The following is a 13,288-nucleotide window of genomic DNA, read 5'->3' as shown; positions in this document are numbered from 1 at the left end:
CTCCCCTCGCTGCCTAGTGCGGGACGCCCAGATAGGCGTCGATCACGTCCTGATTGTTCTTTACCTCGTCAGGCGGGCCGTCGGCGATCTTCTTGCCGTAATCGAGCACCACCACGCGGTCGGACAGGTCCATGACCACGCCCATGTCGTGCTCGATCAGCGCAATCGTGGTGCCGCGCTGCTGGTTCACGTCGATGATGAACCGGCTCATGTCTTCCTTCTCCTCGAGATTCATGCCCGCCATGGGCTCGTCGAGGAGAAGAAGGGTTGGCTCCATGGCAAGCGCACGGCCGAGCTCGACGCGCTTTTGCAGGCCATAGGGCAGCTTGCCCACCGGGGTGCGGCGAATGTGCTGGATCTCCAGAAAGTCGATGATTTCCTCGACCTTCTCGCGATGCTCGATCTCTTCACGCAGCGCCGGCCCATGCCAGAGCATCTGCCAGCCAATGTTGCGCTTCATCCTGACCGAACGCCCGGCCATGATGTTGTCGAGCGTCGACATGCCCTTGAAGAGAGCGACGTTCTGGAAGGTGCGGGCGATGCCCTGCCCCACCGCCTGATGCGGCTTCATGGAGCGGCGCTCGCGTCCGCGAAAGATGATCGTGCCTTCCTGCGGCGTGTAAAACCCGTTGATGACATTGAGCATCGAGGTCTTGCCGGCGCCGTTGGGGCCAATGATGGCGCGAATTTCGCCCTTCAGCACATCTAGCGAAATGTCGGTGATCGCCTTCACGCCGCCGAAGGAAAGCGAGACGTTCTTCACATCGAGAAGCACACCGCCCCTAGCGATGCCGTCGTCGGGCGCGGTGAGTTGACTGGGATCGGGGCGCGGGTTCATTCGGCAGCCTCCCGGACATTTTCGGCCGGAACCTCATGGATCTCGGCATCGACAATCTTCACCGTCGCGCGGATGATGCCCTTGCGGCCATCCTCATAGGTGACCTGGGTTTCCACGAACTTCTCCGTCGAGCCATCGTAAAGCGCCTCGATCAGCTCGCCATAACGCTCGGCGATGAACTTGCGGCGCACCTTCTGGGTGCGGGTCAGTTCGCCATCATCGGCATCCAGCTCCTTGTGCAGAACGAGGAAGCGCTTCACTTGCGAGGCCGCCATCAGGGGCTCGCGGGCGAGCCTGCGATTGGCCTCGTTCACATGGGCGGCGATGGTCTCATAGACGCGCGGATGCCCAGCAAGCTCCTGATAGGACGCATAGGCGATGTTGTTGCGTTCGGCCCAGTTGCCGACCGCCTGCAAATCGATATTGATGAAGGCCGCGCAGAATTCTCGCCCATGGCCGAACGCTACCGCCTCCTGAATGTCGGGGAAGAACTTTAGCGTGTTCTCGATGTATTTCGGCGCAAACAGAGCGCCCGAGGCGAGCTTGCCGACATCCTTGGCCCGGTCGATGATCTTGAGCTGGCCGTCCGTGTCGAAGAAGCCGGCGTCACCCGTGTGCACCCAGCCATCCTCGGTCTTGGTTTCGCGGGTTGCCTCGTCGTTTTTGTAGTAGCCGACGAAAACGCCCGGCGAGCGATACATCACTTCGCCGCTCTCGGCGATGCGGATTTCCACCTCCGGCGATGGCAGCCCCACCGTGTCGGGACGGATTTTTCCGTCTTCCTGCGCGGTGATATAGACGGTGGCTTCCGTCTGACCATAGAGCTGCTTCAGGTTCAGGCCGAGCGAGCGGTAGAAGGAGAAGAGCTCCGGCCCAATGGCTTCGCCGGCCGTGTAGCCGACCCGCATGTTCGAAAAGCCCATCCGGTTTTTCAGCGGGCCATAGACCATGAACTCGCCGAGTCCATATTTCAGCCGGTCCACGAGGCCAACCTGCTCGCCATTCAGAATGCGCTCGCCAACCTTTGCGGCGTGGGCCAGGAAATAGTCGAACATGCCCTTCTTGAGCTTTCCGGCATCTTCCATCCGCACCATGATCGAAGTCAGCATGGCCTCGAAAACACGCGGCGGCGCGAAGAAATAGGTCGGCGCGATCTCGCGGCGGTCCTCGTTCACCGTTTCCGGGCTTTCAGGACAGGCGACGCAGAAGCCAGCCGTGTAGGACTGGGCGTAGGAGAACAGGTGATCGCCCACCCATGCCAGCGGCAGATAGGCGATGATCGTCTCGTTCTCGGTCAGCCTGTCGAAGGCGTTGCCGTTGATGGCCGAGCGCACGAAATTGTCGTTCGACAGCATCACGCCCTTGGGGCGACCGGTGGTGCCGGAGGTGTAGAGAATGACCGACAGGTCATCCCCGCGCCCCTTTTCGATCTCGGCCAGCCAGTTCGCATTCGCCTCCGGTTCCTCGGTGAGCCGGCGCATGCCCTCTTCACGCACGCTGTCATAGGCATGGAGGTGGGTGTGATCGTAATCCCTCAGGCCGCGCTCCTCGTCATAGACGATCTCGGTCAGGAGCGGCACCTCTTCCGAGATGGAGAGCACCTTGTCGACCTGCTCCTGATCCTCGACCATCGCGAAGGTGACCTCGGCATGGTTGAGCACATAGGCCATCTCTTCGGCAACGGAATCGGCATAGACCGGCACGGGAACCGCCCCCAGAGACTGGGCGGCGGCAAAGGTCCAGTAAAGCCTTGGCCGGTTGGAGCCGATCACGGCGATCTTGTCGCCCCGTTTCAGGCCGATTTTCTGCAGGCCGAGCGCAAAAGCCCGCACCTCCTCAAGCTGCTCCGCCCAGGTCCAGCTCTGCCAGATGCCATAGTCCTTGAACCGCATGGACGGCCTGTCGCCGAACCGCTCGGCGTTCCAGAGCAGATATTTGGCAAACGTATCCTTCGACGCGTCAGAATGCGCCAAGTCGCTTCCTCCCACTGTCAGCGGTAGACCCGCTGTTGTTCCGGTTCCTCCCCGAACCGGAGCTGTTGATTGAATTGAGGGTTCCACGAAACCCGCACCCGATCAACACGCCCCTTGACAGACAGGCGATCAGTTTGCCTTTATGCTAGCGGAATTATGTGCGCGGATGCGAGTATTCTGAAAGCATCAGATGCCTGCTCCGACTAAAGTCTAGATCGCCGTGCGTCCATCCGGACGCACGAAGCAGGATCTAGTCTTTTGATGGAGCATCGAAATAATCCGAAAACCGGATTCCACTTTTCGGTCCGATGCTCTAAGCGAACATCAAAATGGTGGCGGGCCCGAACGCGGTCAGGATTCGTAGTGGCTCAATGCGCCTGCGTCGACCACCGTGATGCGGCCGTGCTCGGCCTTCAGGAGCCCTTCGTCCTCCAGCGCACGCAGGGCCCGGTTGACCACCTGACGCGAAACACCGGCCAGAAGACCAAGTTCCTCCTGACTGATCTCGATCGTGGTACCCGCTCGTGGGTAAAGTGTGCGATTGAAGAACCAGGAGAGGTTGCGCGCGACCCGGGCCGTGGGCCCGAGGATGCGGTCATACTCTATCGTCGCAATGAACTGACCCATGCGCTCGTTGAGCTGGCGCACGAGGAAACGGTTGAAACCGGTGCTGTTCTCGTAGAGCCACAGGAAGCTTGAGCGTGAAAGCATGGCAAGCCGCGTATCGCGGATCGCGACGACATCGTACTGGCGCGGTTCGTTCTTGAGCACCGACCCCTCACCGAACCAGCCGCCATCCGTCACGCCGGCGAAGGTCATTGCCTTCCCGGCGGCGGAAATGGCGCTGATCTTGATGAGCCCCTCCACAACACCGGTCCAGTGATCGAGCCGGTCACCCCGGTGGCAGATATAACTGCCCTTGGAAAAAATCCGTTCCGTCAGCCCGCGGCGCGCCCGTTCCAGTTCGTCGTCCGTGAGCTCGGCAGCCCAGATGGTCTCCCCGGCGATGTCGCGTTTCGTAGTCATGCCTATTCGATAGCCCGACAGCCTGTCAGCGACAAGCAGCGATCCCGTCAAAGCATCCGGATCAGGCAGCGTGCTGGAGATATTTGGCTGTTGGCAGAATGGTGAGCGGCGCCGATATTCCAGACGCCGTGCGCTCAAACAGCATTCGCTGCTCCGATCGCGTCGAAAGGAAGAACGGGAACCGCTCGACGATGGGGCCGAACTCCCTGGCACAGACCCCGCCAAACAACATTAACGGTATGCTTATCGGCGGATAGGCACGCTCGGGGCTCATCTGCCGGGCACCAAATATCCGGCGATAAAACGCCGTGTGTTCCTGGCGGATGAGACAGGCGCAGTAGGTCGAGCGGAAATATTCATAGGCCGCGATAACCAGGCGCAGCGAGACATAGGGAAGGGCCCGGTATTCGCGCGCGAGATCGGGATCGGCAGCGAGCATGCTTGGATTGATACAGCTGTCGCCCTGCTCGATCAGCGGGGACATGACGTCGCCGAACCCTTTCGTCACCGGCCCAAGCGGGTTTTCCCGGTCGATCTGATGCAGGCGCACCGTGCTGACGAGGCGTTTGTCTATATAGACGGCGAAGTTGTAGCAGTTGGGAAGATCGTCGAGATCGTCCTTGACGATCTGTTGCTCCGTCTCGGGCACAAAACCGTGCGCCCGGTAGGAACGGTACCGCAGATGAAATATCTCTTCCCGGTCTTCGCCAGTTTCGCACCGTCGATATTCGGTGCGCTCCAGAAGTGCCATCACGCCATCTATGAAGCTAGAGGACTTCTTGGCCGGTTCGCGAGCAAAGCGCTCTGCCCCCGGTTTCAGGCCGACCAGGCCGGTACTCGTGACCATTGCCGCATGCCCCACGTCGACTTTTACCACCTCTCGTACAAAACAAGCGTAATCGCCTGACGAGCGATGTAAAGCTGAAAGTCGTATGAAACTTGTTTAGGTTTTATTAACCTTAACAGAAGGTTTCTGCGCATTCACCTTGCATATACGGGATGTGCGAAAAGTCAGATGGATGCGCGCGTCTTGGCGGCAATCTGCCCGGGCGCGTAGGGCTGCTTCATTTCAGCCATGGTCTCGATGCCGGATGCCGTCAGGGCCGGGCCGAAGAGAAAACCCTGCAGGAGATCGGGTTTGACCGCGCTTTCAAGCAGCTTCAGCTGATCGAACCGCTCGACACCTTCAACGGTGACCGCAAGGCCCAGCTTGCGCGAAAGATCGACCACCCCCTGCAGGAGGTGAAGCGAGCGCTCTCCCTCCTTCAGATTGGCGACGAAACTTCCGTCGATCTTGATTTTGTCGAGCGGCAGGGTGTGCAGGTAGCTCAGCGAGGAATAGCCGGTCCCGAAATCGTCCAGCGCGATGCGCACGCCGAGCTTCTTCAGCGTGTTGATGTAGCGGACCGTCGCCTCCGTATCGTTGAGGAGTGCGGTTTCCGTGACCTCGATCTCGAGACGGTCGGGCTTCAGGCCCGCCCCGTCGAGGGCTCGTTCCACTTTGCCGATCACTTCGTCTGAACGAAAGTCCTTGGCCGAAAGATTCACGGACACCCCGACATGCTCCGGCCATTTCGCGCACTCATGGCAGGCCGCTTCAAGAACGATCGTGCTAATCTCGGAGATCAGGCCCATTTCCTCCGCAAGGGGGATAAAGATCGCCGGCGATACAAGTCCGAGTTCCGGATGGTCCCAGCGGCACAGGGCTTCACAGCTCGAAACACGCATGGTGGCAGCATCGACGATCGGCTGGTAGACGACACGCAGATTGCGCGCTTCGATGGCACTGCGCAGATCAGCCTTCATCACCTGCCGATTGCGGAAGGCGACATCCATCTCCGTTTCAAACAGGCTCCAGGCGTTCTTGCCCAGTTCCTTGGCTCTATAAAGCGCCAGATCCGCCTTGACGATCATCGAGTCCACATCACCTGACCGCACCGGGACAACCACCGCCCCGCCACTCGCCTGAATGCGCATGGCATGGCCGGCCACATCGACTTCACCGGCAAGCGAGGCAAAGATTTCCTCGAACTGCCGGGAAAATTCGCCCTCGTCGGCCACCCGGTTGAAGTAGATCGTGAACTCATCGCCGCCGAACCGGCTGATGCGAACATTCGGGCTCTCGAACGCGGAGAGACGCTCGGCCACGGCATAGATCAAGCCATCGCCGACCGGATGCCCCAGAGTGTCGTTCACGGTCTTGAAATCATCGAGGTCAAGAACGCCAAGGCCGCAGAGCCTGTCCTGATCGCCCGCCGCCATCGCCTCGGTGACCTTCTCGTGAAAATAGGCGCGGTTGGGCAGGCTGGTGAGGCTGTCATAACGCGCCATGAAGCGGATTTTCTCCTCCGCCTCGACGCGGCTCGTGACCTCCTCGAAGGTCAGAACCCCCACCTCGTCATGCCCTTCACGGGCAGCAAACTCAAAATGCCGCCCATTGGTCATGCGCAACAGGACCTTGCGGTTGCGGCCTTCGCGCAAAGCCCGCGAAAGCTGCTCCTCGGCATAAGCATAATCGCGCTCCGAAAGCAGGCCGCTCGCCACACCGCGCATCAAGAGCGATTTCAGCGTCCGGCCCAGCATCTGCTCGGAGGACTTGAACCCGAGCATCTCCGCCGCCTGGGTGTTGCTCACCACCACGCGCTCCTCATTGTTCAGCATGAGCAGACCGTGATGCATGGTGTTCAGCGCGCGGTCGAAACGCTGCGCCAGCCGCGTGGAGCGCTTTTCCTCACTGATGGCAGTGAACAGGACCGTGCGTACGAGATCGGCCATCTTGGTCACGACCAGCATGAACGGTGCGATGAAAAGCCCAAGCACGAAATGATAGAAATCGCCCTTCAGCATCAGACCGAGCGCCATCGGGAACACGATGGTCAGCGTCAGGATCGACACCATTTTGTGTGATCCGTAATTGCGCCCGGCAATGGTGATCGTGCCGCTTAGAATGGCCGAAACAGCGGCAAGTTCGCTGAAATTGTCGTTCGACCACATCGTGGCAAAGAAGCCGAACGCCCCGACAACAAATCCGTGGAGACTGCCCCACCAGAGATATCGGGCCTCCCAGGCGAGTGCGGACGGATAGTCGGAGATCAGCGCGTGATCGACACGCGTAATCTTGAAGTAACGCCAGACGCCGGCAATGAACATGGCCGGCGCGAAGACGAGATAGGCCTCCTGGCCTGTTTTATAGTAGAGGAGAAGAGCAATCAGGCCGTAGCAGGCCGCGCCAACGGGGAGCACGCCGACGTCCTGAAACAACGAACGGATGTACCCAACGTAGACGTCTTCCGGAATGCTGTTTTTGCTGTTTTTCACCGCATGAGCCCGATTGACGGGCAAGATATGCCACAACAGCATTAAGAAAGGTTTAGTGAAGTTTTCTCGCCTCTGCCCTAAAGAAAGCCGGCTATTCTGCCGCTTTCAGGACAGGACCCGCCCTGTCTCCGTCCTCCAGACGCCGGACAAGCCTCGCCCGCTCCTGCGCCGCTTTCGCAGCGTTGGCTTCCTTGATGTGGCCATAGCCGCGAATGAGCGCCGGCACCGATGCCAGCGCCGCCGCGGCATCCGCCCGTTCGGGAGAAAGCAGCGCCTCGATGCGATCGAGATCTCCTTCATATTCGGTGAGCAGGCGCCGTTCCATCCGGCGCTCGTCGGTGCGGCCGAAGAGATCGAAAGCCGTGCCCCGCAGGCCGCGCATGCGCGCAAGCAGGCGGAAGGCCGACATCATCCAGGGACCAAAGCTCGACTTTCTCGGATGCCCGGCGGCATCACGGCGACCGAGAACCGGCGGCGCAAGATGAAACTCGAGGCGATCATAGCTCTCGAATTCAGCGTTGAGCTGGCGCTTGAAGGAGCCGTCCGTGTAGAGACGCGCCACTTCGTATTCGTCTTTTATGGCCATGAGCTTGAAGAGATTGCGCGCTGCGGCTTCCGTCACCGCGGTGGAACCCGGCACAGCTTTTTCTTCTTTGGCACGCAAACGGGCGATGCGGCCGCGGTAGCGCTCCGCATAAGCCTGGTTCTGGTAGCCAGCCAGGAACGTCGCACGCCGGTCGATGACCTCATCGAGCGTCTGCGATACGGGCTGCCGGACATCGCCATTTGAGGATTTTGCGACCAGTCGGCTCACATATTCAGGATCATGCGCCGCGCGGCGTCCCCAGCGGAACGCTGAAACGTTCATGGACACAGCCTGGCCATTGAGCTCAATCGCCTTCTCGATGGCTTCAGCCGAAACCGGCAGCCCGCCGAGCTGATAGGCCATGCCAAGCATGAGCATGTTTGCGCCAACGGAATTGCCGAAGAGGACGCTCGCGGTTCGTGTCGCGTCGAAAAAATGCGCCCTGTCCTCGCCGACGGCCGCGCGGATCGCCTTTTTCAGGCGCTCTGTGGGAAGCGAGAAATCGGCTGAGCGGGCGAAATCTCCCGGCATCACTTCCGCCGTGTTGGCCATGAACAGGGTATGCCCTTCACGGGCGGCTGCGAGAACCTTCTTCGCGCCGGAAACCACCAGATCGCAGCCAAGAACGAGATCGGCCTCGCCGGCGGACACGCGGATCGCGTGAATGTCTTCCGGCGTCCCGGCGACACGCAGATGGGTGAAAACCGCTCCGCCCTTCTGCGCCAGCCCCGCCATGTCGATGATGCCTGCGCCCCTGCCTTCCAGATGCGCGGCCATGCCAACGATCGCGCCAATGGTGACAACACCAGTGCCGCCTATCCCATCCACCACCGCCGACCAGCCGCGCGCGAGATCATAAAGCTTCGGCTCGGGAACGCCTTCCAGCGGATCGTTGGCGCCTGTCGCACCTTTTGCCTTCTTCAGCTTTGCACCGTGCACCGTCACAAAGGAGGGGCAAAACCCGTTCACGCAGGAAAAATCCTTGTTGCAGCTGGACTGGTCGATGCGGCGCTTGCGGCCGAATTCGGTCTCCTGCGGCTGTACCGAAACGCAGTTCGACTTGACCCCGCAGTCTCCACAGCCTTCGCACACGAGTTCGTTGATGAAGACGCGCTTGTCCGGATCGGGGAAGGTCCCGCGTTTGCGCCGGCGGCGTTTCTCGGCCGCACAGGTCTGATCATAGAGCAGGACTGAAACGCCCTTCACCTCGCGCAGCTCGCGCTGCACCTGATCGAGATCGTCGCGGTGGTTGATCGTGGTGCCCTGCGGGAAGTTGACAGCGCCGGCATATTTTTCCGGCTCGTCGCTCACGACTGCGATGCGCTGCACGCCTTCCGCACGCACCTGATCGGCGATCATGTCAACGGTGAGCCCGCCCTCGTGCGGCTGGCCGCCCGTCATGGCGACCGCGTCATTGTAGAGAATTTTGTAGGTGATGTTTGCGCCAGAAGCGCGCGCAAAGCGGATCGCCATGGAACCGGAATGATTGTAGGTGCCATCGCCGAGATTCTGGAAGAAGTGCTCCCGCCTGGAAAACGGTGCCTGGCCGATGAACTGCGCGCCCTCGCCACCCATGGCCGTGAAGCCGACATTGGACCGGTCCATCCAGGTCGCCATGAAATGGCAGCCAATGCCGCCGCCTGCAATCGACCCCTCGGGAACATTGGTCGAGGTGTTGTGCGGGCAGCCCGAGCAGAAATAGGGCGTGCGGCCTGACACGTCCTGCGTATCCGCAAGCATTGCCTGGAACTGGCGCAGCCGCGACACATGGGCCGCGATCTCTTCCGATGGGCCGATGATCCGCAGGATCCGCTCGCCGATGGCGATGGCGATCTCATTGGGATCGAGCGCCGCCGTGGGCGCGAAAAGACGGCCTCCCTTCTCATCCACCTTGCCGATGATTTCCGGTTGATTGGCCGTGCCGTAAAGGTTCTCGCGCAATTGCACTTCGATCAGCGAACGCTTTTCCTCGACCACGATCACCATGTCGAGGCCGCGCGCGAATTCGCGCATGTGCTCCACGTCGAAAGGCCAGGGACAGGCCACCTTGAAGAGGCGAATGCCAAGCTGGTTCGCCCGCGCTTCGTCGATCCCCAGATCGTCCAGCGCCTGCCGCGTGTCGAGATAGCTCTTGCCAAGCGTGACAATGCCGATCTTCGCCTTGGAACCGCCGGAATAGATGATGCGGTTGAGATTGTTTGCCTGGACGAACGCGGCGGCGGCGGCGCGCTTGAAATCGTAGAGCCGCGCCTCCTGCCCGAGCATGTTGATCTCGTTGCGGATGTTCAGACCGCCGGGCGGCATCTCAAATTCGGGCGTGACGATGTTCAGCCGCTCAAGCGACACATCCACGGCGGCTGTCGATTCAATGTTGTCCTTGACGCATTTGATGGCCGTCCAGGTGCCGGCAAAACGCGACAATGCATAGCCATAAAGACCGTAGTCTATGAGTTCCTGAACGCCGGCCGGGTTCAGGATCGGAATCATCGCGTCAACGAAAGCGAACTCGCTGGCATTGGCGACAGTTGAGGATTCGGCTGTGTGGTCATCGCCCATGAGCGCGAGCACGCCGCCATGTTTCGAAGAGCCCGCATGGTTGGCGTGGCGAAAAACGTCGCCGGAGCGGTCTACGCCCGGGCCTTTGCCGTACCAGACACTGAACACCCCGTCATATTTGCCTTCGCCCAGAAGCTCGGTCTGCTGCGAGCCCCAGCAGGCGGTTGCCGCCAGTTCCTCGTTCAGGCCCGGCTGGAAGATCACATTGGACGCTTCGAGCTGCTTTTTCGCCTTCCAGAGCTGCTGATCGAGCCCGCCAATGGGCGACCCGCGATAGCCGGAAACGAAACCGGCAGTGTTCAGCCCCGCACGTCGATCACGCTCACGCTGCATCAGGAGCATCCGGACAATCGCCTGCGCGCCGGATACGAAGATGCGCTCCTTCGTTAAATCGAACTTGTCATTAAGCGTGACGTCGTGAAGCGTCATATATGCATTCCTCCTCAGCGGATCACGGTTGGAAACGTTTCCGCAAGGGTAGTTTTCTATCCACCCGGCATCCCGTCAAACGAATTTGCGGGCTCCACAACAATGAGCAACGCCAACACAAAACACGGCATTTCCGGGGACATTTTATTAGCCGGGCCGCATGAACGGCGCACGAATCTGACCGGAGTATACCTGCCTGCTCCCCGAACGCAGCAGCCAGTCCGGCATATTCACTTCATAATTTAGGTTCGAAAGGCAAAAAGGCGACTTTTCCCGCCCGGTTACTTTTTCGCCAGAAACAAAGCTGCTAATCAGGCGCTGCCTGGCTACCAGGTTGAAGGGCAGGATAGGGAACAACTTCCGCCCGCATCGGGGAAATGCAAGAGGGCCTCATGGCATACCATCACGCGCCGCTCGCCGTGCGCGCCAACGGCGGAGGTAACTGACCGTGCGCGCAATCGCTTTTCTGGTCCGCATAATCAGCGGCCTGAATGCCCTTGTCGGCAATATCTTTTCGTGGCTGTCACTGGCCATCGTCCTGGTGTGTTTCACCGTCGTCGTGCAGCGCTACGTCTTTGCGACGAGTTTTGTGTGGATGCAGGACCTCTATATCTGGCTGAACGGAGCGATGTTCACCGCCGTCGCCGGCTTCGCCCTTCTTCGAAACGACCATGTGCGGGTCGACATTTTCTACCGGCCGGCGAGCACGCGGCGCAAGGCAATCGTGGATCTGGTTGGCGTGGTCCTGTTCCTGCTGCCGTTTTCCTGGGTCGTGTTCTATTACGGGTGGAGCTTCGTCAGCCGCTCCTGGCGGCTGGGAGAAGCATCGGCCAATGTCGGCGGCATGCCGGGGCTCTTTATCCTCAAAGGCTTCATTCTCGGCTTTGCCCTACTGCTCGCCCTGCAGGGCATCGCCATGGCGCTTCGCTCGGTCCTTGTCCTCAGTGGCAATGAGGCCCTGCTGCCGGCGAAACTGAGATACGAAACCAATGACGAAGAGCAGCCGGAGGCGAGCGTCTGATGGATCCGGTTCTGATTGGCGAGTTCCTTTCGGGGCTCATGTTCTTCGGCATTATCGGCTTTCTTCTTCTGGGCTTTCCCGTCGCCTTCACGCTGGCCGGCGTATCGCTCATGTTCGGTCTTGTCGGCATGTGGTTCGGCGTTTTCGACCCGTCGAATTTCGGCAGCCTGGCAAACCGCTATATCGGCTACATGACCAATGAAGTGCTGGTGGCTGTCCCGCTCTTCATCTTCATGGGCGTGATGCTGGAGCGCTCCAAGATCGCAGAGCAACTGCTTTTGACCATGGGCAAGCTGTTCGGCAATCTACGCGGCGGGCTTGGCATGTCGGTCATCATCGTCGGCGCGCTTCTGGCCGCATCCACCGGTGTGGTGGGTGCCACCGTCGTGACCATGGGCCTGATCTCGCTCCCGGCAATGCTGCGTGCGAACTACGATCCGAAGCTTGCGACCGGCGTCATCTGCGCTTCCGGTACGCTTGGACAGATCATCCCGCCATCCACGGTTCTCATCTTCATGGGCGACATGCTTTCGGGCATCAACGCGCAGGTGCAGATGGCGAAGGGCAATTTCGCCCCGGTTCCCGTATCGGTGGGCGACCTCTTCGCCGGCGCACTTCTTCCCGGTGTGCTGCTGGTCGGGCTTTATCTCGGATGGACGCTTCTTAAGGCCATCTTCGACCCTGCCTCCTGCCCGGCCACGCCGGTTCCGCCGGAGGAGAAGAAGGAATTGCTGGGCGAGGTCGCCGTCGCGCTCTTCCCCCCGCTCCTGCTGATCATGGCCGTTCTGGGTTCCATTCTCGGCGGCATCGCGACGCCGACGGAAGCCGCCTCCGTGGGCGCCGTCGGCGCCATGGTGCTTGCCGCCTTCCGCTGGCGACTTTCCTTTGCCGTTCTGCGCGAAACGGCGATCGCCACCGCCTCCATCACCTGCATGGTGTTCATCATCCTGTTCGGCGCTTCGGTCTTCTCCATTGTCTTCCGTCTCATGGGCGGCGACAATCTGGTGCATGAGTTCCTCGCCAACCTGCCCGGCGGCACGCTGGCGGCCGTGGCCGTGGTCATGCTGATCATGTTCCTGCTGGGTTTCATCCTCGACACGTTCGAGATCATCTTCATCGTGATCCCGATCACCGCACCGATCCTGCTGGCCCTCGATGTGGACCCGGTCTGGCTCGGCGTTCTGGTCGGTGTGAACCTGCAGACAAGCTTCCTCACGCCGCCTTTCGGCTTCGCGCTGTTCTATCTGCGCGGGGTCGCACCGGGCTCCGTGAAAACGTCGATGATCTACAGGGGAGTACTGCCTTTCGTGCTGCTGCAGCTCCTGGCCATCGCCATCATGTTCATGTTCCCTGAGATCGCCACCTGGTTGCCCAGGGCGATCTACAGTTGAGACCAGAACCCCAGTAACGAACCAGACAGCAAAAAAGCCCGGCGCGATGCCGGGCTCAGACTGCTGACAAACCCCTGGCATTTGCCGGGGGTTTTTGATTCACTGGGTCATGTTGAAGACACCGGCCCCCGAACAGACAGCGCTCGAGAT

At 60.4% G+C, this 13,288-nt stretch carries 8 protein-coding genes; 2 read left to right on the top strand and 6 right to left on the bottom strand.

All coding sequences use genetic code 11. From position 1 onward, the window contains the following. Nucleotides 1–13: 13 nt before the first annotated feature. From AC07E3_RS16185 to AC07E3_RS16160, 6 genes are all read right to left on the bottom strand, one after another. Nucleotides 14–838 carry an ABC transporter ATP-binding protein gene (locus AC07E3_RS16185; protein ID WP_336069139.1) on the bottom strand — a complete coding sequence of 275 codons (825 nt, stop codon included), beginning with the start codon at nt 836–838 and terminating at the stop codon, nt 14–16. Further along, a complete protein-coding gene (locus AC07E3_RS16180; protein ID WP_478363330.1) occupies nt 835–2,811 on the bottom strand; it encodes an AMP-dependent synthetase/ligase in 1,977 nt (658 codons plus the stop codon). Before AC07E3_RS16180 ends, AC07E3_RS16185 begins: the two co-directional genes overlap by 4 nt. 351 nt (nt 2,812–3,162) lie before the next feature. After that, nucleotides 3,163–3,837 (bottom strand): Crp/Fnr family transcriptional regulator, encoded by a 675-nt coding sequence (locus AC07E3_RS16175; RefSeq protein ID WP_336069135.1) that lies wholly within the window; start codon nt 3,835–3,837, stop codon nt 3,163–3,165. A gap of 61 nt (nt 3,838–3,898) precedes the next feature. Then, on the bottom strand, nt 3,899–4,684 hold the full coding sequence (locus tag AC07E3_RS16170) for an N-acyl amino acid synthase FeeM domain-containing protein (RefSeq protein ID WP_336069133.1): 786 nt from the start codon (nt 4,682–4,684) through the stop codon (nt 3,899–3,901). A gap of 164 nt (nt 4,685–4,848) precedes the next feature. Continuing rightward, nucleotides 4,849–7,197 (bottom strand): putative bifunctional diguanylate cyclase/phosphodiesterase, encoded by a 2,349-nt coding sequence (locus AC07E3_RS16165; RefSeq protein WP_478363327.1) that lies wholly within the window; start codon nt 7,195–7,197, stop codon nt 4,849–4,851. A 49-nt stretch (nt 7,198–7,246) separates the two neighbouring features. Then, on the bottom strand, nt 7,247–10,726 hold the full coding sequence (locus tag AC07E3_RS16160) for an indolepyruvate ferredoxin oxidoreductase family protein (RefSeq protein WP_478363325.1): 3,480 nt from the start codon (nt 10,724–10,726) through the stop codon (nt 7,247–7,249). Between the two features lie 448 nt (nt 10,727–11,174). Between AC07E3_RS16160 and AC07E3_RS16155 the strand changes: the two genes are divergently transcribed. Further along, complete coding sequence (locus AC07E3_RS16155) at nt 11,175–11,747, top strand: TRAP transporter small permease subunit (RefSeq protein ID WP_478363323.1); 573 nt, start codon at nt 11,175–11,177, stop codon at nt 11,745–11,747. Continuing rightward, nucleotides 11,747–13,138 (top strand): TRAP transporter large permease, encoded by a 1,392-nt coding sequence (locus tag AC07E3_RS16150; RefSeq protein WP_478363321.1) that lies wholly within the window; start codon nt 11,747–11,749, stop codon nt 13,136–13,138. The genes AC07E3_RS16155 and AC07E3_RS16150 overlap by 1 nt, the downstream gene beginning before the upstream one ends. Nucleotides 13,139–13,288 lie beyond the last annotated feature (150 nt).

This window comes from Nitratireductor lacus, from assembly GCF_056431025.1.
This window is presented reverse-complemented; position numbering and strand designations above follow the sequence as displayed.